At 72.4% G+C, this 23,680-nt stretch carries 20 protein-coding genes; 10 read left to right on the top strand and 10 right to left on the bottom strand.

Annotated features, from left to right (window positions below):
* Window positions 1-15: 15 nt before the first annotated feature.
* Window positions 16-624 carry a hypothetical protein gene (locus AB0J71_RS08420; protein ID WP_364413420.1) on the top strand — a complete coding sequence of 203 codons (609 nt, stop codon included), beginning with the start codon at window positions 16-18 and terminating at the stop codon, window positions 622-624.
* 49 nt (window positions 625-673) lie between these two features.
* On the opposite strand, the gene AB0J71_RS08415 is transcribed toward AB0J71_RS08420, so the two are convergent.
* Window positions 674-1,300 (bottom strand): TetR/AcrR family transcriptional regulator C-terminal domain-containing protein, encoded by a 627-nt coding sequence (locus tag AB0J71_RS08415; protein ID WP_364413418.1) that lies wholly within the window; start codon window positions 1,298-1,300, stop codon window positions 674-676.
* A gap of 52 nt (window positions 1,301-1,352) precedes the next feature.
* On the opposite strand from AB0J71_RS08415, the gene AB0J71_RS08410 reads away from it, so the two are divergent.
* Window positions 1,353-2,927 (top strand): ATP-binding cassette domain-containing protein, encoded by a 1,575-nt coding sequence (locus tag AB0J71_RS08410; RefSeq protein WP_364413416.1) that lies wholly within the window; start codon window positions 1,353-1,355, stop codon window positions 2,925-2,927.
* On the opposite strand, the gene AB0J71_RS08405 is transcribed toward AB0J71_RS08410, so the two are convergent.
* Complete coding sequence (locus AB0J71_RS08405; RefSeq protein WP_364389748.1) at window positions 2,924-4,135, bottom strand: ROK family transcriptional regulator; 1,212 nt, start codon at window positions 4,133-4,135, stop codon at window positions 2,924-2,926. The two genes, AB0J71_RS08410 and AB0J71_RS08405, sit on opposite strands and share 4 nt — an antisense overlap.
* A 140-nt stretch (window positions 4,136-4,275) precedes the next feature.
* Here AB0J71_RS08405 and zwf point away from each other — a divergent pair, with 140 nt between their 5' ends.
* From zwf to AB0J71_RS08370, 7 genes are all read left to right on the top strand, one after another.
* Entirely contained in the window at window positions 4,276-5,754 is a 1,479-nt protein-coding gene (gene zwf, locus AB0J71_RS08400; protein ID WP_358009482.1) for a glucose-6-phosphate dehydrogenase, read from the top strand.
* Window positions 5,751-7,694, top strand: a complete 1,944-nt coding sequence (gene edd, locus AB0J71_RS08395; protein WP_352330447.1) for a phosphogluconate dehydratase — start codon at window positions 5,751-5,753, stop codon at window positions 7,692-7,694. The genes zwf and edd overlap by 4 nt, the downstream gene beginning before the upstream one ends.
* 88 nt (window positions 7,695-7,782) lie before the next feature.
* On the top strand, window positions 7,783-8,748 hold the full coding sequence (gene glk, locus AB0J71_RS08390) for a glucokinase (RefSeq protein WP_352330445.1): 966 nt from the start codon (window positions 7,783-7,785) through the stop codon (window positions 8,746-8,748).
* A gap of 58 nt (window positions 8,749-8,806) precedes the next feature.
* On the top strand, window positions 8,807-9,421 hold the full coding sequence (eda, locus tag AB0J71_RS08385; RefSeq protein WP_352351613.1) for a bifunctional 4-hydroxy-2-oxoglutarate aldolase/2-dehydro-3-deoxy-phosphogluconate aldolase: 615 nt from the start codon (window positions 8,807-8,809) through the stop codon (window positions 9,419-9,421).
* 607 nt (window positions 9,422-10,028) lie between these two features.
* A complete protein-coding gene (locus AB0J71_RS08380) occupies window positions 10,029-10,811 on the top strand; it encodes an IclR family transcriptional regulator (RefSeq protein ID WP_364413414.1) in 783 nt (260 codons plus the stop codon).
* A gap of 338 nt (window positions 10,812-11,149) precedes the next feature.
* A complete protein-coding gene (locus AB0J71_RS08375) occupies window positions 11,150-12,286 on the top strand; it encodes a cytochrome P450 (RefSeq protein WP_352327629.1) in 1,137 nt (378 codons plus the stop codon).
* Between the two features lie 120 nt (window positions 12,287-12,406).
* Complete coding sequence (locus tag AB0J71_RS08370) at window positions 12,407-14,668, top strand: protein kinase (RefSeq protein WP_364413412.1); 2,262 nt, start codon at window positions 12,407-12,409, stop codon at window positions 14,666-14,668.
* Between the two features lie 526 nt (window positions 14,669-15,194).
* Here the strand turns inward: AB0J71_RS08370 and AB0J71_RS08365 are convergent.
* The 6 genes from AB0J71_RS08365 to AB0J71_RS08340 all read right to left on the bottom strand — a co-directional run bounded on the left by AB0J71_RS08365 (window position 15,195) and on the right by AB0J71_RS08340 (window position 19,993).
* A complete protein-coding gene (locus AB0J71_RS08365) occupies window positions 15,195-16,100 on the bottom strand; it encodes a D-isomer specific 2-hydroxyacid dehydrogenase family protein (protein WP_364413410.1) in 906 nt (301 codons plus the stop codon).
* Entirely contained in the window at window positions 16,097-16,585 is a 489-nt protein-coding gene (locus tag AB0J71_RS08360; protein WP_364413408.1) for an FCD domain-containing protein, read from the bottom strand. The genes AB0J71_RS08365 and AB0J71_RS08360 overlap by 4 nt, the downstream gene beginning before the upstream one ends.
* A 269-nt stretch (window positions 16,586-16,854) precedes the next feature.
* Window positions 16,855-17,475, bottom strand: coding sequence for a bifunctional 4-hydroxy-2-oxoglutarate aldolase/2-dehydro-3-deoxy-phosphogluconate aldolase (locus AB0J71_RS08355; RefSeq protein ID WP_364413406.1), 621 nt, complete (start codon window positions 17,473-17,475; stop codon window positions 16,855-16,857).
* Between the two features lie 298 nt (window positions 17,476-17,773).
* Entirely contained in the window at window positions 17,774-18,688 is a 915-nt protein-coding gene (locus AB0J71_RS08350) for a sugar kinase (protein WP_364413404.1), read from the bottom strand.
* Between the two features lie 73 nt (window positions 18,689-18,761).
* Window positions 18,762-19,226 (bottom strand): MFS transporter, encoded by a 465-nt coding sequence (locus AB0J71_RS08345; RefSeq protein ID WP_352327635.1) that lies wholly within the window; start codon window positions 19,224-19,226, stop codon window positions 18,762-18,764.
* 161 nt (window positions 19,227-19,387) lie between these two features.
* Entirely contained in the window at window positions 19,388-19,993 is a 606-nt protein-coding gene (locus AB0J71_RS08340) for a TetR/AcrR family transcriptional regulator (protein ID WP_352327636.1), read from the bottom strand.
* 230 nt (window positions 19,994-20,223) lie between these two features.
* Here AB0J71_RS08340 and AB0J71_RS08335 point away from each other — a divergent pair, with 230 nt between their 5' ends.
* Window positions 20,224-21,582, top strand: a complete 1,359-nt coding sequence (locus AB0J71_RS08335; RefSeq protein ID WP_364413402.1) for a sorbosone dehydrogenase family protein — start codon at window positions 20,224-20,226, stop codon at window positions 21,580-21,582.
* A gap of 498 nt (window positions 21,583-22,080) precedes the next feature.
* On the opposite strand, the gene AB0J71_RS08330 is transcribed toward AB0J71_RS08335, so the two are convergent.
* Window positions 22,081-22,671: a signal peptidase II gene (locus tag AB0J71_RS08330; protein WP_364413400.1), complete on the bottom strand. Its 591-nt coding sequence runs from the start codon at window positions 22,669-22,671 to the stop codon at window positions 22,081-22,083.
* 122 nt (window positions 22,672-22,793) lie between these two features.
* Window positions 22,794-23,672: a PfkB family carbohydrate kinase gene (locus tag AB0J71_RS08325; RefSeq protein WP_352328466.1), complete on the bottom strand. Its 879-nt coding sequence runs from the start codon at window positions 23,670-23,672 to the stop codon at window positions 22,794-22,796.
* Window positions 23,673-23,680 lie beyond the last annotated feature (8 nt).

Genomic DNA, 23,680 nt, shown 5'->3' with positions numbered 1-23,680 from the left:
CTACCATCGGGGTACGTGAGCGGAACCCATCGATCGACGACGCGGACCGCCTCCTCCCCGGCGGAGGGGGGCGCGCGGCGCGGCCGGGCGCTGATGGCCGCCGGGGTGCTGCTCGGCACGCTCATGCTGGCCGGGGCGGGGGCGCTGATGGGCGACGCGTTCAGCTCGCCCGGCCTCGACCCGGTGCACTGGCCGCACGGTCCGGGCCGCACCTCCGGCGATCCGGGGCCCGTCGCCGTGGGTTCCGAGAGGGCCACGGCCACCCCCCTCACGCCTGCTGCCACCGCCACGGCCCGGCCCACCCGGGTTCGCACGGGGCCCGCCGTGACCGGTTCCACGCCTGACGGCGTCCGGCCCGAGGGCGGGCGGGGCACGCGCAGGCCGCGCTCGACCACGTCCGGCACCGTCGCCGGCGCCACCCCCGGCGCCGTCGTCGCCTCCCCCGGCCGGACCCCGGCCCCCTCGCCGTCCTCGCCATCGTCGTCGTCGCCCTCGCACGGCTCTCGCCCCAGCACTGCGCCGACGCCGTCCTGGAGCGGCGATCCGGCGGCGACTCCGTCGTCACACCCGCACGGCACGCCGCCGGGCCGCCACCCGTCCAGGACCCACAAGCCCAGGGGATGACCGCCTGTCGCCGGGGTGCGACGGCTGCTGACGGCCCGCTGCGGGCGGTTCAGGCGGCGTCGTGCGTCATGCCGCGCAACAGGTAGCCGAGGCCCGTGGCGAAGGTGGCGTCCCAGTCGTGGCCGAGGCCGTGCTCGGCCAGCGCCGGGTAGCTGGCGGCCCCCTCGCGCAGGAAGGCGTCGGTGTCGAGCCCTTCGCGGCGCTGCCAGGTGACCTGCATGATGACCGAGCCCATGACGTAGTTGGACAGGCTGTAGGCGGCCTGCGGGCCGTCCAGGCCGGCCCCGGACAGGGTGCGGTAGAGGAAGTCGGTACGTTCCAGGGCGTTGGGGCCCAGGAGCGGGCGGTCGAGGATGGTGGCCGACCAGGGGTGGCGCAGCAGGGCGGCGCGCCAGCCGTTCATCAGGTCGCGCGCGGCGGCCCGCCAGTCGTCGTGCCCGCCGGGGAGCGGCACCTCGCCGAAGACGGCGTCGAGCGCCAGGTCCAGCACGTCCTCCTTGGTGCGGACGTGCCAGTAGAGGGTGGTCGAGCCCGTGTCGAGGCGTTCGGCCAGGCGGCGCATGGTCAGCCGGGCCACGCCCTCCTCGTCGAGCAGCGCGACGGCCTCGGCGACGATCCGGTCGAGCGTCAGCCTCGGCTTGGCGTCCTTGCGGGGGCGAACCCAAACGTTGTCCACACGACGGATAATACGTTGTACGCGAACCGGATCGATGGTCTAGTAATGGAACATGGGTCATATCGAGGTGAGCGGCGTGACGTACCTGCTGCCGGACGGGCGTCCGCTGCTGCTGGAGGCGTCGTTCAAGGTGGGCGACGGCGCCAAGGCGGCGCTGGTCGGCCCCAACGGCGCGGGCAAGACGACGCTGCTCCGGCTGATCGCGGGCGACCTGCGGCCCGACGACGGGCGCATCACCACCGGCGGCGGCGTCGGGGTGATGCGGCAGTTCCTCGGCACCGGCAGCGTGCGCGACCTGCTGCTGGGCGTCGCGCCCGCGCGGGTGCGGGCGGCCGCGGCCGAGCGGGCCCGCGCCGAGGCGGCGATCGCGCTGTGCGACGACGAGCCCCGCCAGCTCGCCTACGCCCAGGCCGTCGCCGACTACGCCGACGTGGGCGGCTACGAGCTGGAGGTGGTGTGGGACGCGTGCGCGACCGAGGCGCTCGGGCTGCCCTACGAACAGGTCGCCGGCCGGGGGCTGGCCACGCTGTCCGGCGGCGAGCAGAAACGGCTGATGCTGGCGGCGCTGCTGCGCGGCCCCGACGAGATCCTGCTGCTCGACGAGCCGGACAACTACCTCGACGTGCCGGCCAAGCAGTGGCTGGAGCGGGCGATCAGGAGCTCGGCCAAGACCGTGCTGCTGGTCTCGCACGACCGGCGGCTGCTGGCCGAGGCGGCCGACCGCGTCGTCACCGTCGAGGGCCGCGAGGTGTGGGTGCACGGCGGCGGCTTCGCCGGTTACGCCGAGGCCCGCAGGCGGCGCGGCGAGCGCCTGGAGGAGCGGCGGCGGCGCTGGGAGGACGAGCGGGCCCGGCTGCGCCGGCTGCTGCACGTGCTGCGGCAGCGGTCGGCGAACAACGACGCGCTGGCGGGGGCGTACCGGTCGGCGGTGTCCCGGCTGGAGCGCTTCGAGCGGGCGGGGCCGCCGAGCCGGCCGCCGAAGGAGCAGAACGTACGGATGCGGCTGCGCGGCGGGCGTACCGGGAAGCGGGCCGTGACGTGCGTGGATCTGGAGCTGACCGGGCTGGTGCGGCCCTTCTCGGCCGAGGTGGCCTACGGCGAGCGGGTCGGCGTGCTCGGCCTGAACGGCACCGGCAAGAGCCACTTCCTGCGCCTGCTGGCCGGCGAGCCCGTCGCGCACACCGGCGTGGCCCGCCTGGGCGCCCGCGTGCTGCCCGGCCACTTCGCGCAGACCCACCTGCGGCCCGACCTGCACGGTCGGCCCATCGGCGAGCTGGTGTCGGAGACGTTCGCGCTGACCAGGAACGACGCCATGGCCGCGCTGGCCCGCTACGAGCTGGCCCCGGCGGGCGGGCAGCGGTTCGAGACGTTGTCCGGCGGCCAGCAGGCACGGCTGCAGATCCTGCTGCTGGAGCTGTCGGGGGCGACGCTGCTGCTGCTCGACGAGCCGACCGACAACCTCGACCTGGCCAGCGCGCAGGCGTTGCAGGAGGGCCTGGACGGCTTCGCCGGCACGGTGCTGGCGGTCACCCACGACCGCTGGTTCGCCGACGACCTGGACCGCCACCTGATCTTCGGCGCGGACGGCGTGGTGCGGGAGAGCCCCGAACCGCGCTGGGACCTCTAGCCGGCGCCGGCCAGCCCGCGCTCGCGGCGCAGCGTCGAGACCGTCATCGTCTCGTCGACCGCCTCGGGCGAGAGCACGTGGTCGAGCACCATCACGGCGCAGCCGCTGATGCCCGCGCCCGCGCCGAGCCGGCTCGGCTCGATGCGCAGCCGCCGGGTGGCCAGGGCGGTGGAGCGGCGGTAGACGACCTCGCGGATGCTCGACACCAGCGGGCCGAACGCCTCGGCCATGTCGCCGCCGAGCACCACGACCGAGGGGTTGAGGATGTTGACCGCCCCGGCCAGCACCTCGCCGATGCGGCGGCCGGCCGTGCGCACGATGGCCATCGTCTCGGCGTCGCCCGCGCGGACCAGGGCGGTCACGTCGGCGATGGTGCCGACGTCCTTGCCCGCCTCGCGCAGGTCGCGCAGCAGCGCGGTGCCGCTGGCGACGGAGTCGACGCAGTCGGTGTTGCCGCAGCGGCAGAGCACGCCGCCGCCGTCGAGCACGGGGATGTGGCCGATCTCGCCGGCCGCGCCGAGCGCGCCGCGCAGGATCTCGCCGCCGGCGATCACGCCCGCGCCGATGCGGGTGGAGACCTTCACGAACATGAGGTCGCCGAGGTCGGGGTAGGCGCCGCGGTGCTCGCCGATGGCCAGCACGTTGACGTCGTTGTCGACGAGCACCGGCACGGGGAACCGCTCGCGGATGATCGGCGGGATGACCACGCCGGTCCACGAGGCCATCACCCGGGCGCTCTCGGTGCGGCCCTGGGCGAACTCGACGGTGGCGGGCACGCCCATGCCGACGCCCCTGACGCAGGAGCGGGGGCGGTCGCCGAGCAGTTCGTCCCAGGTGTCCATGAGCAGCGGGAGCACGACGTCGGGGCCCTGCTCGACGTCGATGAAGAAGTCGCGGCCGGCCAGCTCGCGCCCGGCCAGGTCGCAGACCGCGACCCGGGTGCGGCTCGCGCCCAGCGCGGCGACCAGGACGACGCCGCCCCCGGCGTTGAACTCCAGCCGGACCGGCGGGCGCCCGCCAGTCGAGGGGGCGTCGGTGCGCTCGACGACCAGGCCGCGGTCGAGCAGCTCGCCGACGCGCAGTTGCACCGCCGGGCGCGACAGACCGGTCACCCGGCCGAGGTCGGCGCGCGTGACGGCCTCACCTGTGCGGATGAGGCGGAGCACCTCGCCACTCGTGGCGAGGGTCGCGGCGGTACGTCGAGGCATCGGCCAAGTGAATCACATGGGCTTCGGTAATGAAAAGTGAAGACTTTTTCATCTCAGATGCCAAAACCCTGCTTGTGCACGACCCAAACTCTCGTTAGTGTCCGTTCTGTCCTTCCTTGGTAGATCAACGGAGCTTCGCCTTGTCCCCCCTCTCGACCGCCAGCCCCGCCCATACCGCCGATCTCGTCGTCTTCGGCGGGACCGGCGACCTGTCCATGCGCAAGCTGATCCCGGCGCTCTACCACAGCGACAGGGACGGCCGGCTGTCCCCCGAGACCCGCGTCATCGCCATGTCCCGGGGCGGGCTGACCGACGCCGACTTCCGCGGCAAGGTGGACGCCGAGGTACGCGACCAGGTCCCCGTGGACGACCCCGCCGTCTGGCAGCGCTTCCTGGGCCGCCTGCACCACGTCTCGGTGGACGTCGGCGGCGAGGACAAGTCGGGCTGGGGCGCGCTGACCAGGCTGCTGGCCGGTCACGAGCAGCGCGACCGGGTGTTCTACCTGGCCAGCCCGCCGATGACGTTCGGCCCCTTCTGCCGCGAGCTGGAGGAGGCCGGCCTGGTCACCCCGCTCTCGCGGGTGGTGCTGGAGAAGCCGCTCGGCCGCGACCTGCCCAGCGCCCAGCGGATCAACGACGAGGTCGGCGCCATCTTCGACGAGCGCCAGATCTTCCGCATCGACCACTACCTGGGCAAGGAGACGGTGCAGAACCTGCTGGTCCTGCGCTTCGCCAACGCCTTCCTCGAGCCGATCTGGAACTCGTTGTGGATCGACCACGTCCAGATCACCGCCGCCGAGACCGTCGGCACGCCGGGACGGCGCGGCTACTACGACCACGCGGGCGCGCTGCGCGACATGGTGCAGAACCACCTGCTCCAGCTCCTCACGCTGACCGCGATGGAACCGCCGTCGCGCAACGACCGCGAGTCCATCCGGGACGAGAAGGTCAAGGTGCTGCAGTCGCTGCGGCCGATCGTGGGGACCGAGGTGGACCGGTTCACCGTGCGCGGCCAGTACACCGAGGCCGGCGGCATGCCGTCCTACCTGGACGAGCCCGCCTCCACGCCGACGACCGAGGCCTCGCGGCGGGTGGAGACGTTCACCGCGATCCGGGCCGAGATCAAGAACTGGCGCTGGGCGGGGGTGCCGTTCTACCTGCGGACCGGCAAGCGTATGCCGTACCGGCGGTCGGAGATCGTGGTGCAGTTCAAGGACGTGCCGCACTCCATCTTCCCCGGCGGCACGCCCAACCGCCTGGTGCTGCGGCTGCAGCCCGAGGAGGGCATCGAGCTGCACATCATGGCCAAGGAGCCGGGCGCGGGCGAGGTGACGCTGAAGCCGGTGCCGCTGTCGCTCAGCTTCGGCAAGACGTTCACCGCGCGGGTGCCGGAGGCCTACGAGCGGCTGCTGACCGACGTGCTGGCGGGCAACCCGACGCTGTTCATGCGGCGTGACGAGGTGGAGGCGGCCTGGCGCTGGATCGATCCGATCCTGGCGGCCTGGGAGTCCTCCGCCGACCTGCCCGAGCCCTACCCCGCAGGAACCACCGGCCCCGCCGGGGCCCACGAACTGCTCGGCCGCAGCGGTCGCGCCTGGCACGAGGAGGAAGACCTGTGAATTCCGTCATCCAGGAGATCACCGATCGGATCGCCGAGCGCAGCGCGGCCAGCCGTACCGCCTACCTGGCGCGGATCCGGCGCGACGGCGAGGCGGCGCGGGCCAAGGGCCCGGCGCGCGCCCACCTGGGCTGCGCGAACCTGGCGCACGGGTTCGCCGCCGCCTCCGATGAGGACAAGCCCTTGTTGCGAGGCACGGCCAAACCCGGCGTGGCGATCGTGACGAGCTACAACGACATGCTCTCCGCCCACCAGCCGTACGAGACCTACCCGCCCGAGCTGAAGGCGGCGGTGCGCAGGGCGGGCGGCGTGGCGCAGGTCGCCGGCGGTGTGCCCGCGATGTGCGACGGCATCACGCAGGGCCGCGCCGGCATGGAGCTGTCCCTCTACAGCCGCGACGTGATCGCCATGGCGGCCGCCATCGCGCTGTCGCACGACATGTTCGACGCGTCGCTGCTGCTGGGCGTCTGCGACAAGATCGTGCCGGGCCTGTTCATCGGCGCGCTGCACTTCGGGCACCTGCCGGCGATCTTCGTGCCGGCCGGGCCGATGACCTCCGGCCTGCCCAACAAGGTCAAGGCGCGCACCCGCCAGCTCTTCGCCGAGGGCAAGGTCGGACGGGCGGAGCTGCTGGACGCCGAGGCCAAGTCCTACCACTCCCCCGGCACCTGCACCTTCTACGGCACCGCCAACTCCAACCAGGCGCTGATGGAGGTCATGGGCCTGCACCTGCCCGGCTCGACGTTCGTCAACCCGCACACCGAGCTGCGCCACGCCCTGACCGAGGCGGCCGGCCGCCGCGCGGTGGAGATCACCGCCCACGGCCCGGAGTACACGCCGATCGGCGAGCTGGTGGACGAGAAGTCGATCGTGAACGCCTGTGTGGCGCTGCTGGCCACCGGCGGCTCCACCAACCACACGCTGCACCTGGTCGCCATGGCCGCCGCCGCGGGCATCGTGCTGACCTGGGACGACCTGGCCTGCCTGTCGCGCGTCGTGCCGTCGCTGACCAAGATCTACCCCAACGGCCAGGCGGACGTGAACCACTTCCGCGACGCCGGCGGCATGCAGGTGCTCATCGGCGACCTGCTGGACGAGGGCCTGCTCCACGGCGACGTGCTGACCGTCGCCGGCCCCGGCCTCGACCGCTACCGCCAGGCGCCCTCGCTGGTGGACGGCGAGCTGGTCTGGGAGCCGGTCACGGGCGGCAGCAAGGACCGCGACGTGCTGCGCCCGGTCGCCGAGCCGTTCTCGGCCGACGGCGGCATCCACATGGTCGAGGGCAACCTCGGCCGGGCCGTCAGCAAGGTGTCGGCGGTCAAGCCCGAGCACCTGGTGATCGAGGCCCCGGCCAAGGTGTTCGACGACCAGCTCGACCTGCTGCGCGCCTTCGAGGCCGGCGAGCTGGACGGCCAGGACTTCGTGGCCGTCATCCGCTACCAGGGCCCCAGCGCCAACGGCATGCCCGAGCTGCACAAGCTCACGCCGCCGATGGCCGTGCTGCTCGACCGCGGGCAGCGGGTGGCGATCGTCACCGACGGCCGCATGTCGGGCGCGTCGGGCAAGGTCCCCGCGGCCATCCACCTGTCGCCCGAGGCCGCCGACGGCGGTCCGATCGCGATCGTCCGCGACGGCGACGTGATCAGGCTCGACTCGGCCGCCGGGACGCTGGAGCTGCTGGTGCCGGCCGAGGAGCTGGCCCGGCGCACGCCCGAGGGCCGGCCGCTGAGCGACGCGGAGTGGGTCGGCACGGGACGCGAGCTGTTCGCCACGTTCCGCCGCATGGCCGGGCACGCCGAGCAGGGCGCCGGGATCTTCGGGGTGAGCGGCGCCGAGTCGCCGCACCACGGCCCCGGGCTGGGCTTCCCCGCCGAGGCGGGCGCCTCCCACCTGGAGAGCGGCGCGCCCGTGAGCACGCGGGCCGCCGGGCGGAGCCGGTGAGCGTGCGTGGCATCCTTCCGGTGACGACGGCGTACGATCTTGGCCCCGTCGTCGTGGGCATCGGAGGCGTGAGCATCGGAGGTGTGAGATGAGTGCCTTTGACCTTCCGTGGCTGGTCGCCGACATCGGGGGGACCAACGCCCGGTTCGGGCTGGTCACCTCGCCGCAGGCCCGGCCCTCGAACGTCGCGGTGCTGGCCGGCTCCGCCTACCCCACCCTGCCCGACGCCGTCGACGCCTACCTCGCCGAGCACGCGGGCGGGGCGCGGCCGGGCGCGGCGTGCCTGGCGCTGGCCGGGCCGATCGACGGCGACCGCTACCGGCTGACGAACTCGGCGTGGGCCGGGTCCGTACGCGACCTGGGCATCCCGTACGCGGTGCTGCTCAACGACTTCGAGGCGCTGGCCGTGTCGCTGCCCCACCTGGAGGGCCCCGACCTGGTGTCCCTGGGCGGGCCCGAGCCCTCCCACGGCGTCAAGGCCGTGCTGGGCCCCGGGACCGGGCTCGGCGTCGGCGGGCTCGTGCCCACCGACCGGGGCTGGACGCCCGTCCCGGGCGAGGGCGGGCACGTCACGGTGCCGGTGATCGACCGGCGCGAGCTGGAGATCGTCCGGGTGCTGCAGGCCGAGGGGCTGCCGCACGTCGTGGCCGAGCACCTGCTGTCCGGCCCCGGCCTGGTACGCCTGCACCGGGCGCTGGCCAAGGTCAACGGCGTGACCGCGCCCGACCTGAACGCCTCCGACATCGTGGCCCGGCTCGACGACTCGCTCTGCGCGGAGACCGTCGAGGTGTTCTGCGAGATGCTGGGCAGCTTCGCCGGGAACGTGGCGCTCACCCTGGGCGCCAGGGGCGGGGTCTACCTGGGCGGCGGGGTGCTGCCCCGTATCGTGGAACGGGTGCGGACCAGCGGCTTCCGTGCCCGGTTCGTCGGCAATCCCGACATGCCCGGATACCTGGAGGCGATCTCCACCACGCTGATCGTCGCGCCCCAGCCGGCGCTCACCGGCGCGGCCGCCTGGCTGCGCGGGCGGGCCACCACCGAACTCGTGGGCTGAGGCCCACCCTGATCACCACTAGACGGCCGTGACCCCGGCCGATGAGGAGAAGACTCTGATGAGCTTGCTCGACCTCGCCCCCGTGATCCCCGTCGTGGTGATCGACGACGTGGCGACCGCCGTGCCGATGGCCGAGGCTCTCGTGGCGGGCGGGCTGCCCGTCATCGAGGTGACGCTGCGCACGCCGGCCGCGCTCGGAGCGATCGAGCGGATCGCCGCCGAGGTGCCGGGGGCGACGGTCGGCGCCGGCACGATCCGCACCACCGCCGACATCTCGGCGGCCGTGGCGGCCGGTTCCCGGTTCCTGGTCTCGCCGGGCACGACGTTGTCGCTGGTGGAGGCGCTGGAGTCCAGCGGCGTGCCATACCTGCCGGGCGCGGCCACCGTCTCGGAGGTGATGGCGCTGGCCGAGCGCGGCATCAAGGAGCTGAAGTTCTTCCCGGCCGAGGCGGCGGGCGGCGTCGCGTACCTGAAGTCGCTGGCCGGGCCGCTGCCGGACGTGCGGTTCTGCCCGACCGGCGGGATCCGGGCCGAGAGCGCGGCCGACTACCTGCGGCTGCCGAACGTGGGCTGCGTGGGCGGAAGCTGGCTCACCCCGGCCGACGCGCTGGCCGCGGGCGACTGGGCCCGCGTGGAGAAGCTCGCCGCCGCCGCGGCGGCTCTGCCCCGGTAGGTTCTCACCGGTGGGGGCCTTGGCCTCGCCGTGACTGCGCGCGCTCGGTGACGGGCGCGCGTGCGGCTGTCTTGGGAACGGCGCGCTTCGTCGCACGCAGGCCCGGTTCGCCGGCGGGACGGCTCGCCGGTGCGAGCGCCCGGCGGTGTGTGCTGCCCGGAACGACGGCCCCCGCTCGCGCTGCTGGGGGCCCGCTCAGCGTCCGCTCGGGGCCCGCTCAGCGTCCGCTCGGGATCCGCTCAGGGGCCGCTCGGGGTTCGCTCGGCGGCGGAGGTGTCCGCGCAAGGCCTCCGGCAGGGCCGGCGGCGGCCGCGCGGGTGCTGCGGCGCGCAACGGCGAGGACCGGCGAGGACCGGCGAGGTCAGCCTGACGTCCTCCCGCGATGCTCTCGAAGCCGCCGACGCGCGCCCGGCGGCCTGGCCGCATATGCCGCAAGTCTGGACTAATATCCCAGAACCCCCGCTGAAGTGGCCCTTTCCGGGCACGCCGAGATCATCAGCCTGCGCCGAACCCGGTATTCGGACCGCGACGGCGGGGTAGGGCAAGGAATGCCAAGCCGTAGCCCCGGGAAGCCCCATCCGCTCCTCGGAGAGCGAAAGGGAGCACCATGCCGCTGCAAACGGTCCGCCAGGAACACCTCACGCGTCCGGTGACGCCGATCGGGAGCCTGGAGCGGGGCATCGACATCCTCCTCGCGCTGAGCGCCGCCCCCCGGCCGATCAGCCTGGCCCAGCTCAGCCGGAGCACGGGCCTGCCCAAGTCCACGGCCCACCGGATCCTGGGCGTGTTGTGCGCACGCGAACTGGCCCGGCGGGTGGGCACCGGCTACCTGCCCGGCCTGCAGCTGGAGACGATGGCCGGCATCGCCCGCAACCGCATCCCCGGGTCGCGGCGGGTGGTGTTGCCGTACCTGCTCTGCCTGCAGGAGACGACCCGCCAGACCGTCAACCTGGCCGTGCCCGCCGGCCTGGAGGCCCGCTACGTCGAGCGCCTGTACGGCCACGACCGCGTCCGGTCCCGCTCCGACGGCACCGACCTCGCGCCGCTGCACTGCACCGCGACCGGCAAGGCGCTGCTGGCCTTCGACAGCGGGCTGCGCGAGGAGGTGCTCGGACAGGGCGGCTTCGAGCGGCTGACCAGCCGCACGATCACCGGCGTGGCCACGCTGGAGCGGGAGCTGGCCCAGGTCCGCCGGTACGGCGTGGCCTACGCCCAGGAGGAGTACACCGAGGGCGTGTCGTGCGTGGCCGCGCCGGTGTTCGGGCCGGGCGGCGGCGTCTGCATGTCGGTGGGGGTGGCGACGCCCGGCCCGTCCGCGCCGCTGGCCCGGCTGGGCCTCACCGTACGCGGCGCGGCGCAGGCGATCTCGGCCGCACTGGTGGTGGCCTGAGGTGTTCCGGCTCCTGGAACGCTCCACAGAGCGCGGCCCGAAAACGTTCCGCCCAGCGAGACCCCCGCTTGCGCGCCTGGCGGACGGGCGATCGCATGACCCCATGAACTTCCTTCCCGTTCCGGCCCCCGAGGAGGCGCCCACGGCCCGGCCATCTCAGCCCCGGACGACCCCGAGCACACAGAGGCCCACCGGAGACGAGAAGACCCGGGACACGCGGAGGCCCACCGGAGACGGGAAGAACCGGACGCCCCAGGGCAAGCCGACGCCGGCCGGAGACGGGGAGGCCGGGACCGTCCCGCGCACGCGGAGGCCGACCGGCGAGGGGGAGGCCACGCGTGCCTAGAGGCCTGCACAGGGCCACCGTGCTGGAGAGCCTGCGCCTGGCCGGCGCACTCCTGCCACCCGGCACGCCGCACCTGACGGCCGGACTCGACCTGCTGCGCTCCCGCTCCCTGCTGACCGGCCTGCACGTCCGGTACGGCGGCCGTCCCGTGCTCGTGCGCGGCCCGCGCCGCACGGCCCTGGTGGTGCTGTCCCAGCGGGACGCCGAACGTGTGTTGTCCGAGCCCGCCTTCGTCCCCACCGTGCGCGAACGGGCCGCCGGCCTGCCCTACGACGTGCTGCGGCCGGCGTTCGCGGAGGTGGCCCGGCAGGAGGCGGCCGCGCTGACGGACGGCGTGATCGACTACGCCCGGCTGGAGTCGTGCTGGCAGCGGGTGGCGCGGCGGTGCGTCTACGGCGCCGGCGCGGCCGGCGACGAGGAGCTGAGCGCCCTGCTCGCCCAGGTCAGACGGGCAGGCAGAGGACGTGCCAGACGCCGCCAGGAGATCCTGTCCGGCCGCTACGACGCCCGCATCCTCGACCACCTGCGCCGCGCCGAGCCCGGCACCCTCGCCGGCCTGCTCGCCGAGACCAGCGGCCCGGAGGCGCGCGGCCTGCGGCAGGCGGCGTTCTGGCTGCTCGGTTTCAGCGTGACCGCCGGCAGCCTCATGCGCACCCTCGCGCTGCTGGCGACCTACCCCGTCCAGCGCAAGTGCGCCCGCGCCGACCCCGACTACCTGCGCGCCTGCCTGCGCGAGGGCCTGCGCCTGTGGCCGCCGGTCCCGGCCCTGTCCCGCCTCACCACCGAGGAGACCGACTGGTACGGCGTCCCGGTGCCCACCGGCACCCACGTGATCCTCCCGTTCGCCCCCCACCAGCGCAGCCCCCGCCTGCACTACGCCGACTCCTTCGCCCCCGAGATCTGGCTCGACGGCACCGCCGCCGGCGAATGGTGGGCCCTGCCACGCTGCGACGGCGTGCACCTGATGCTCGGCGTCGGCACGGCCTTCCTGGGCGGGATCCTGGCCTCGGCCCGCCCGAAGGCGTCCGGCCGGCCGCTGTCCCCGCACCGCCCGCTGCCCCCGACGCTCAACGCCGCCCGCCTGCGGGTGACGATGCGCCCGCTGAAGCGGCGTCCGGGCCAGAGCTGACCGGGCTTCGTCGCCACCGGGCCGCGGCTTCTCCGTTAGAGTCTGGGGTGGAAAAAGGCGTACCGGCGGAAGAAACGGTTCGGTTTGCGACGGGATGACGACGGCGAGAGGACGGCGACCGTGGGGCGCTCGGCAGGCACTCCGCTGAAGCCTGAGGATCCGCCGGCGATCGGCCCCTACGAGCTGTTGAGCCGTCTCGGCTCGGGCGGCATGGGCACCGTCTATCTCGCCAGGGGCGCCGACGGGGTCAAGGTGGCGCTCAAGGCCATCAGGCGTGACTACACGGCCGACCCGGTCTACCGGGCGCGTTTCCACGAAGAGGTGTCCAACGCGCGCAAGGTGGCCTCGTTCTGCACCGCGCGGGTGCTCGACCACGGCGAGGACCGTGGCGTGCTCTACCTGGTCACCGAGTACATCGACGGCATCTCGCTGGAAGACCAGCTGATCGAGCACGGCGCGCTGCCGCCGTCGGTGCTGCACTCGGCGGCCGTGGGCGTGGCGGCGGCGCTGACCGCCATCCACGCCGCGGGGCTCGTCCACCGCGACCTCAAGCCGGCCAACGTCATGCTGACCCTGGCCGGGCCGCGGGTGATCGACTTCGGCCTGGCGCGCTCCACGCACGTCGCGTCCCGGCACACGAACGCCGGCATGGTGATGGGCACGCCCGGATGGATCGCTCCCGAGCAGGTCTTCGAGGGCCACACCAGCCCGGCCGGCGACGTGTTCGCCTGGGGCTCGCTGATCGCGTACGCGGGGCTCGGCGGGCATCCGTTCGGCGAGGGGGACGCGTACGTGATGGCGGCGCGGGCCCGTACCGCGCCGCCGGACCTGCGCGGCCTGCCCGCCCCCCTGGACCGGCTGGTCGCCGCGGCCATCCACCCCGACCCGGCGCGCCGGCCCGCGGCCAAGCAGCTCCTGCTGGAACTGGTGGGCGCGGCCGACGAGCCCGCGGCCCAGCTGGCGGCCACCGAACACCTGACGAACGCATGGAACCCCTCAGAGTTCCGCCCCATCGGCCACACCCCCCCACCCGCCGAACGCACCGGCCATCCACACCTCCCCCCACCTGCCGAACGCACGGGCCCTCCGCACCCGCCCTCACCTGCGGAGCGCACGGGCTCCCCCCACCTGCTTCCCCCTGCGGAACGCACGGGGCCTCGCCCTCCGATGCCCTCCGCGCCGGGCTCGCGCCCTCCGATGCCCCCGTCCGCCGACCGGACGGGGTCCCGTTCCCCCATGCCCCCCGCGGCTGATCGCCCGGGCTCCCCCGTTCCGATGCCACCCGCAGCTGATCGCCCGGGATCCGCCGTTCCGATGCCCGCGGCCGAACGCACGGGGTCGCACCCTCCGATGCCACCCGCGGCCGAACGCACGGGGGCGGGCGCCGCGATGCCGCCTTCCGCCGAGCGTACGGGCCCGCGTCCGCCGCACATGCCCTCCCCGGCCGAACGCACGGGCCCTCGCCCGCCCATGCCCATCCCGGCAGACCACCCCGGGTCAGGCACACCGCAGCCCCCGTCCGCGGCCGACCCCGCGGCACCCCACGCCGCCCAGATGCCTCCCGCGACCGAGCACACCGGCATGCGCCCACCGCACGTGCCTTCCCCCGCCGAACGCACCGGCCCCCGCCCGCCCATGCCCTCGCCGGCCGAGCGCACCGGACCGCGTCCGCCGCAGATGCCCTCCCCGGCCGAACGCACGGGCCCTCGCCCGCCCATGCCCGCCCCCACGGAGCACCCGGGACCTCGCACGCCACAGATGCCGCCCCCCGTCGACCGGACCGGGAACATCCCGCTCCCCCACCACCAGACCACCGGCCAGGGCCCGCTACCGCCGCACACCACCGGCCAGGGCCCGCTACCGCCGCACGCCACGGGCCAGGGCCCGTTGCCCGGGTACCCGCCTGTGCGCCGCAAGCGCGGCGTGTTCACCGGCTGCATGACCGCGCTGGTCATCGTGATCGTCCTGTTCGTGGTGGTCCTGGCCACCCTGGCGTGGATCTTCCGCTCCCCCGCCATAGGCGATGAAGGCCCGGTACAGGACGGAAAGCTGAAGTTCGCGGTAACCGGCACAAAGTGCCCCCAACCCGCGAAGTCCGCCTCCCGCCGCACCTGCCAGGTCACGGTGAAGGTGAACAACGTCGGCCCCGACGCCCGCGTACTCTACCCCGGCCAGCAGAAGCTGATCGACGAGGACGAGGCCCTGCACGGCGGCAGCAAGCTCCTGGACAAGAGCGGCGCCGAGATCACCCCGGTCCGCATCGCCCCCGGCCAGTCCTTCACCGGCACACTGGTGTTCGACCTGCCGAAAAGCGCCGAGCCCGCGGGCCTCGAAGTCCACGACTCTGGCCTGAGCGCCGGAGCCCGCATAACCCTGAGCTGACCAGCGACTCAAACCTGAACGCCAGCACACAAGCAGCCCTAAGCCGGCCCACAACTCGGGCATGGCCTGCGAGCGGGAACAACCGTGGGCCAACCAGCGACTCAGGTATAAGCCGCAGAGCCGGAGTAGCCCTGAGCCAGCCAGCGACTCAGCCCTCCAGCGCCAGAACACAAGCAACCCTGAACCAGCCAGCAACGCAGGTGAGCCCTGGGGCATAAGTAGTCCTGAGGCATAAGTAGCACTGGAGCGTAAGTAGCCCTGAGGCCGTAAGCAGCCCTGGGGCGTAAGTAGCCCTGGGGCTGCCCATCAACCAGCCATCACACCCAACAAAACGGCCCTCTGGACCGCCACCCATCCCCACCCCGCACAGACCAACAGCCCCACGCCGAGCCCTCTCCAACCAGGCCTTGGTCCATTGGCAGCGTGATCGCGACGTCAGTCGGGAACGCAGGACACCGGACAAGAAGTCACGACTCGCGACAAGGGCACTTCCCAGTTCCGATGATGCCCACGGCCCTGCCCCCCCTCAGAACCCCTGCTCCGGCGACACCACCCCTTCCATCGGGGCCCCGTCGGCGAAGTGGCGCACGTTCGCGGCCACTCGCTCGGCCAGGCCGCGCCAGTAGGACGACGACGGATTCGCCGTGTGCGGCGTGATCAGCACGTTCTCCATGTGCCACAACGGGTGCCCGGACGGCAGCGGCTCGGGGTCGGTGACGTCCAGCGCGGCACCACCGATCCGCCTCTCGCGCAGCGCCGTCACCAGGTCGTCGGTCACGACGAGCGCGCCCCGGGCGATGTTGACCAGCCAGGCGTCCGTACGCATCAGGTCAAGCTCGGAAGCACCGATCATGCCCTTGGTGCTCGGCGTCGTCGCAGCGGCGAGGACGACGTACGCGGCCTCCGGCAACGCCTCCCGATACCGGTCACGAGGCAGGATCCGGTGCGCACCGGGCGCCCGGCCGCTGTCGGTGACCGCGATCACCGGACAGCCGAACGGCTCCAGCATCCTGATGAGCGCCCGCCCGATGCCGCCACAACCGATGATCGCGACGGTCGAGCCGGCGAACTCCCTCGACTCGTTCCTCCCCCACTCGGTGGCCCTGGCCAGCCGGGGCAGGTTGCGGGCCGCGGCCAGCATGAGCGCGAGCGCGTGCTCGGCGACGGGCACGCCGTAGGAGCCGGTGGCGGCGGTGAAGACGGGCTCATCAGTGATCACTCCGGCCTCGGCGTACCGCTCGACCCCCGCCGCAGGAAGCTGCACCCACCGGATGCCGTCATGAATCATGGGCCGCAGCTCCTCGGGGCCGCCGCGGCCGTAGTAGACGATCGCCTCGGCCTCCTCCAGCGGCACGACGCTGCCGCCCGACCGCCGTACGGCGTCGACCAACATGGGGACCGGCTCAGGGCCGACGTGGACGGCGACACTCATCGGGGAACCTCCGTGACGTACTCTCGACTGTCTGCCAGGATCTGCTCGACCTCGGCGCGGGCCCGCCCAACGATGGCCGCAGCGGCCTGCGCCGCCCCGGCAGCCCGTCCGGCGACGACCGCTTCGGCGAACTCGTGGCGGAGTCCGATGGCGGTCGTCTCCAGACGTACGGGCAGGAGCAGCAGCTCGCGCCTGGCTTCGAGCAGCACCTCGGTCACCTCGGCGAGCTGGGCGAACATGCCGTTGCCCGACTCGGTCAGCAACACCCGGTGGAAGGCGGCGTCCGCCGTCACGTAGGCCTGGCCGTCACCTTCGCGAGCGGCGGTGTCCATGGCGCGGGCGTGGGTGGTGAGCTCGTCCCGCACGCGGGGGTCGTGCCTGGACGCGGTCAGCGCGGCGGCGGCAGGCTCGACCGCGGCGCGCAGCTCGGCCAGCTCACGCAGCTGCGCCTCACGCCCCGGCGAGGCCGGCCGCCAGCGGATCACCTGGGGATCATAAAGGTTCCAGGCACTCATCGGCCGTGCGGTGACCCCGGCACGAGGCCGGCTGGTGACCACGCGCTTCGACTCCAGCACGCGGACGGCCTCGCGCGACGGTCCGGGGCACCCCGTATCGCTCCTGGACGTCCTCCAGACGCAGAATCTGCCCCGCACGCTCCAGACGCAGCACCTGCCACGCACGATCTCCCCGCCCGCCAGTGACCGGCCGACCCCGTCGAGCACCTGCCCGTGCAGGCCCCGCAGTGTCTCCACGCTCACCGGGCCCCCGCCAGCCCGGCGAGCAGCGCCGCAACCCGTGCAGCCACGGCGCCCCGACCGCCCGAAGTCAGCGCCGAGCCCATGCCGCAGGCCACGGCGCCGGCCGCGATCCACTCGGGCGCATCGTCCAAGGTCACGCCGCCGGTGGGGATCGCGGGCGCCTGCGGAAGGGCGGCCCGCACATCCCGCAGCCAGGCCGGTGAAACGCCCGTCGCCGGGAAGATCTTGACCGCGTCCGCCCCCTCTTCCAGGGCACGAACGATCTCGGTCGGGGTGGCCACGCCCGGGAAGACCGGCACGCCGTAGCGGTGCCCGGTGCGGATCACCTCAGGGTGCAGGCTGGGCGAGACCAGGAAGCGCGCGCCGGCCTCCACGGCGGCTCTGGCGGCGGCCGCGTCGAGGACGGTCCCTGCCCCGACCAGCGCGTCGGGCCGCTGTTCGGTGAGCCTTGCCACGGCGCTGAGGGCGCGGGGCGTGGTGAGCGCGATCTCGACGGCACGCAACCCGGCATCCAGCACGACCTCGGCCGACGTCAGGGCCGCCTCGGGCGTGGCGGCCCTGACGATGCCGAACACGCGTTGCTCCGTGACAGCCTGGACGATCTCCCAGCGGTACATGACTTCCTTCCTTCGGTCTCCTCACCGACGAACGGCCACGGCGAGCCGCCCGCCGTGGTGACGCACGATCCCCGCCTGCCCACCCAACGCCCTGCCCACCCCACGCCCTGGCCGCCTCCCACGAACCGCCTTCGCCCTGGCCTCGTCAGCTCATGGACGGGCGCAAACTTCGTACTCGATCGCCTTCGACAGGCTCGTGCTTGGTAGCGAATGACTTCGACGAATCAGTGATCAGCAGCGGCTGTTCTTCGGCGGCGATCGCACTCTTGGCGGCGGAGAATCATCGGCTGGTTGGCAGCTATCGGTGGACCGTTTCGGTGTGCCCGGTGAAGGCGGCCAAGGCACGATCCAGGCCCGGCCGGTCCGGAAGGCCGTCGGTGTCGGCGGCGCACTGGACGACGAGCGCCGCCACCGCCGCCGCCTCGCGCAGGCACACCTCGTACGACTCACCGTGCAACATCCCCGACAGGAACCCGGCGGCGAAGCCGTCCCCTGCTCCCGCGGGGTCGGTCACCGGCACCGAGAACGCCTTCTGCCGCAGCCCTGCGCACGTTGCGGACTTGTCCCGGTGCTTGACCACCGTGAGGCCGGGCAGCGTCGCCGGGTCGACGTGGAGCAGTTCGAGTTCGTCCTCGCCGGCCAGCACCACGTCCGCCCTGGCCAGGAGCGGCGCCACCCGCTCCCGCCATGCCGCGGGTTCGCCCAGCTTGTAGCGGATGTTCGGGTCGATGGAGACGAGCGCTCCGGCCTGCCCGGCCAGCTCCAGCAGCCGCAGGGTGGCCAGGTGCGCGGAATCCGACAACATCGGAGTGATGCCCGTGATGTGGACGACCTTCGCACCGCTCACCATCTCCGGCGTCAGCTCGTCCGGCCTCAGCCTGGACGCGGCGGTCCCGGAACGGTAGTACTGCACGTCGATGGCCCGGGAGGGATGGCTGTCGCGGACCAGCAGACCGGTCGGCGCACCGGGGTCGATGACCGCGTGCCGGGTGTCGACATTCTCGGCTCGGAGCATGGACAGGACCGCCCGGCCCGCCGGGTCAGCGCCGACCCGGCCGAGCCAGCGCACGTCATGGCCCAGCCTGGCGAGCCCCGCGGCCACGTTCGACTCCGCGCCCGCGAGGGAGCGACGGAAGACCGTGGCACGTTCCAAGGGGATGCCGGGCTCGGCCAGCATCAGGAGCATGGCCTCACCGCACACCACGACGCTCATGACTTGCCCATCTCCTGTCGTTCCGGATCCGTCAACGGTGCTATCACGTCATGAGAGACAAGAGAAGGATCGATCAGGTCGTCTTGTAGGCGGAGGGCTGGCAGATGTCGATCCTGGATCGGTCGGGCAGAGCCAGCGCGGCGGCGAACCCCACCACCGCAGCGACGATCATGAAGATCGCTATCGCCTGCCAGCCGTAGTTGTGCAACAACCATGTCGCGATCAGCGGCGCCGGGCCGCCGATGATCGAGGCGAGCTGATAGCCGAGACCCGCACCGCCGTACCCGAGGCTGGCCGGGAAGCTCTCGGCGATGAGCGAGGCCTGCGGGCCGTACTCCATGGCGTGCTGGATCTGCGTGATCATGACTGTGAGGAAGACGACCAGCACGACACCGGTGTTGAGCAGCACGAAGTACGGGAACGCCACCACCGCCGGCAGCGCTGCGCCGGTCGCGTGGACGAGCCGGCGGGCGACACGATCGCTCAGGTGCCCGAAGAACGGGATCGCGACGAGTTCCACCGCTGCCGCGCACGTCACGCCGACAGCGCGATCGTCCGGCCATGGTCACGCCTCCACTCATCGGAACGCCCTCGCCCTGACTCCACCCGGCTGGATGCGGAGCCGAGCCGAACTCTAACACTCGTTAACTTACCCGGCCACCGGCTTCACCGGGCCGCCACATCGTGGCTCGAAGGCGGTCAAGCAGGGGAATCACCTTCATTGCTGGGGTCGGGCAACCCGGCGAGGACGGCGTCGAGCGCGAACTTGAAGTGTTCGACCTGGTCGGCCCGCAGCCGGGCAGCCTCGACCGCGTGATAGTGCGGATACCGGTCGGCGGGCAGTTCGGTCCAGTCCCTCGCGGCGGCCTCGTGCAGGACGAGATGCCCGACGCACACGCGCAGCACCGCCCCTTTCACGTGATCCGCCTGGTCAGGAGGGAAGCCCGCATCCAGGAGGATTCCGAAGATGGCCTCGTGAAGGCTCATCACGGGCGCACGCCGGGCATACGTGGTGATGGACCAGACCGAGGCCCTGGGATGCTCCAGCGACTGCCTGACCATCGAGGCCATGAGGCCACGCAGCTGGTCCTTCCATCCCCCTTCACGAGGGGCTTCAGAGACGATCTTGCTGCACACCTCGTCCACGATGGCCTCCAGCAGCGACTCCCGCCCGTCGAAGTAGTGATAGATCGCCGTCGCCGTCACATCGAGACGTTTGGCCAGCTTACGCATGCTGATGCCGTGGGCGCCGTCGGCCTCGAGGACCTCCAGGCCGGCTTCCAGGATCTTGTGACGGGTGAGCATCAGAATTGACCTCGCGCTTAACACATGTTAGAAATCTAACGGCCGTTAACTCCGGACAGCTTATCCGAGGGGAGAGGATCCTTGGCTGCCGTTCTTACGTGCCGTCCAGTCATCCATCAACGATCAGCCGCTCACCGGGAGACACAGCCGTGTCCACGACCTCCGAAGTGACAGCGCCGGTGACGGCCCCGCGCCGCCCCAGACGCCGAATCCTGCTTCGAGCCCTGCTTGTGCTGCTCCTGCTCATGGTCCTCGCAGTGGCCGGCGCGGCCTACGCGGTGAACCGGGGCGGAGCCCCTCAGACAGCCGCCCACTTGGGCTCAGACCCCCAACTCGGAGAACGCGAGACGTTCCCCATCCCCAAGGTCAACGCCCCTGACGTGGTCGGCTGGCCCTCCGGCAGAGCGCCCAAGGCGCCGGCCGGGTTCGTGGTCACCAGGTTCGCGGGCGAGTTGGAGCATCCCCGCTGGCTCTACGAGTTGCCCAACGGCGATGTGCTCGTGGCGGAGTCGGCTACCCTGCCCAAGGACCCGGAGTCCCCGATCATGGGGCTGTTCTACTGGCTGCGCCGCAACGACGGCTCGACCTCCGAACGCAGCGCCAACCGGATCACGCTGCTGCGCGACACCGACGGCGACGGCGTGGCCGACTTCCGCAGTGTGTTCCTGGAGAACCTCAACCAGCCGTTCGGGATGGCGCTGCTGGCCGCGTCCGCGCCGTACTCGCTCGGTCCGGCGGCCACCAACGGCACCCAGGCGGCCTTCTACGTCGCGGACACGGACGGCGTTTGGCGCTTTCCCTACAAGCTGGGTGAGACCCGTGTCACCGCCCTGGGAAAGAAGATCCTCGACCTGCCGGCCGGCGGCTACAACAACCACTGGACCCGTAACCTTTTCGCCGCCCCTGACGGCACCAAGCTCTACGTGACGGTCGGCTCGTCCAGCAACGCGGGCGAACACGGCCTGGACGCCGAGCGACGGCGCGCCGCCATCCTGGAGATCAACCCTGACGGCAGTGGCGAGCGCATCCTGGCCTCCGGCCTCAGAAACCCCAATGGCCTGGCCCTCGAACCGCAGTCCAGGACACTCTGGACAGTCGTGAACGAACGCGACCTCCTGGGCGACGATGCCGCGCCTGACTACTTCACACGTGTACGCCCTGGCGACTTCTACGGCTGGCCGTGGAGCTATTGGGGGCAGCACGTAGACGAGCGGGTCCAGCCACGGCGTCCCGAGATGGTGGCTCGCGCGCTCCGCCCCGACTACGCCCTTGGCGCTCACACGGCTCCCCTCGGTTTGGCGTTCTCCGAGAGTCCCACGTTCCCCGAGGCCTACCGCGGCGGCGCCTTCATCACCGAACACGGCTCCTGGAACCGCGGCGATCCTGTCGGCTACAAGGTCGTGTACGTCCCCTTCAAGAACGGCATGCCCAGTGCCAAGCCCCAGGACTTCCTGACCGGCTTCAAGCCATCCCGGGACGAGAGCACCACGTACGGCCGACCAGTCGGCGTGATCACGGGTAAGAACGGCCGCCTACTGGTAGCAGACGACGCAGGAAACGCGATCTGGCACATCACGCCCCGATCCTGACCTCAGGCCAGGCCAGATCGGAAGACAGGAGGGGGTGGGTTCACGCCGGGGGAAGGAGGGCGCGTTGCCGGCACCTCGTTCTGAGGCCGACTTCCGTGAAGAGCTCCGTCGCTCTGCGAGCGTCACCGGCGTCGTCGCTGATGACGACCGCCGACGCCGGTTGCACCTACCAGACCTGGTGCGACCACTGTGGCGGCAGCTACGACAGGCGCATCTTCTTCTCGTCCGACTGAACGGTGACCTACACCGCCTGCCAAAACCCCTGCTCCTGGAACTGACCCGCACCGGAGGCCGGGCGGAGGCTCACCACCACCCGGCCCCTGGCCGTCCGATCAGGCAGGTGCGATGAGCGGGGCCGCTCAGGCAGGCCCAATCAGGCAGAGCCGCTCAGGCAGAGCCGCTCAGGCAGAGCCGCTCGGGCAGGCCTAATCAGACAGCCCCACTCAGGCAGGCCCAATCACGCAGGCTCAATCAGATCGGCCCAATCAGGCAGGCCGATCAGGCGGGATCCTCTGCCGAAGGCGCTGAGGATGTCGAGGGCTTCAAGGAGGTCGAAGACGTCGGCGACGCCGAAGACGTCGAAGACGCTGGCGACGTCGAGGACGTCGAAGGCGTCGCAGGCGAACGTTCCTCGCCGGGAGCGTCCCCCAGTGGGATCCCTCTGACGCTGAGCAGGAACAGCAGCGCGCACCCGCCCGTCAAAGCGATGTCGGCGACGTTGCCGACGAACAACCCGCCGTAGTCGATGAAGTCCACCACGTGCCCCTGCGCGAACGCCGGCGGGCGGAAAAGGCGGTCGAGCAGGTGCGAGGTGGCCCCGCCGAGCAGCGCGCCCAGCACCACACCCCAGGCCGGCGAGCGCAGCCGCCGGGACGCGTACAGGATGCCGGCGACCGCCCCGGCGGCGGCCAGCGTGAACACCCAGGTCACGCCCTCACCCAGGGAGAACGCTGCGCCGGGGTTGAGCAGCAGCCGCAACGAGAGCAGCCGCGGGATCACCGTGATCTCGGCGCCGCCGGACAACGCCGACAGCGCCCAGAACTTGGACCCCTGATCGACCAGGAGCACCACAGCGGCCAGCACGATCATCCATGCGCGAGGCCGCCTTCCCCGGCTGGTCTGCTGCGGGCCGCGTTCGTCCGACACTCTTGCCTCACAATCCATGGCTTGTCGCCCCGAATCTACCGAACCTTCGTGGCGGCCACGCTCACTCAGAGCTGGGACGCCCTGCCGAGCAGCAGTTTCTCGGTGATCGGGGATTCGTGGGTGCCTTCGACCGTGCACGCGTGGGCACCGGCGATCGCGCCCAGTCCGACGCACTCGGGAATCGTCCGGCCGTTCAGGAGGCCGTACAGGAAGCCGGAGACGAAGGCGTCGCCCGCGCCGTTGCTGTCGGCCACCGGGCCGGGCAGGGGCGCGGCGGGAAAGGCGCGTACGGTGGCCGAGTCGCGGGTCAGGACGAGGCAGCCGTCCGCGCCCCGCGTGCAGACGACGGTGTGGGCGCGGCCCCCGGCGAGGATGTCGCGCATCGTGGCCGCCGGGTCGGTCAGGGCGGTGGCCGACAGGAACACCAGGTCGGAGTTGTAGGCGAAGTCCTTCTGGTAGTCGGCGACGCCGTCCCAGTCGTGCAGGTCGGTGGAGATGGGGACGCCGTCGAGGTCGGGGTAGACGTGGCGGCAGAAGTCCATGATCGAGATGTGCGCGTGCCGGGGGCGCGGACCGGCGTACAGCTCGCGGGGCAGCCGCTCCCCCGGCGTGACCTTGGGGTCGTGCAGGGAGGTGCGCCGCCCGTCGGGACCGACGAGCAGCACGCTGCGCCGGGTGCCCGCCCGCGCCACTCCCCATCTGCAGTCGATGTCGCGCAGGGCGTGCCTGATCAGCGCGCCCTGCGGGTCGTCGCCGATGAGGTCGGCGAAGGCGACGCCGAGCCCGAGCGCGTGGCAGCCGAGGGCGACCCCGGCCCCGGTGTTCCCGACGCGGTCGACGACGGGCGGCACGTGGTAGGTGTCCTGGTACGGCAGAGGCAGCGCGGGCACGTAGACCGTGGTGTCCACCCCGGCGCCGCCGAGGACCAGCACGTCAGGCGTCAACGGTGGGC

Origin of the sequence: Nonomuraea sp. NPDC049637, from assembly GCF_040675235.1 — a bacterium.
GTDB lineage: Bacteria > Actinomycetota > Actinomycetes > Streptosporangiales > Streptosporangiaceae > Nonomuraea.
The sequence above is the reverse complement of the archived record's forward strand: the minus strand, read 5'-3'. Positions and strand labels throughout refer to the sequence as shown.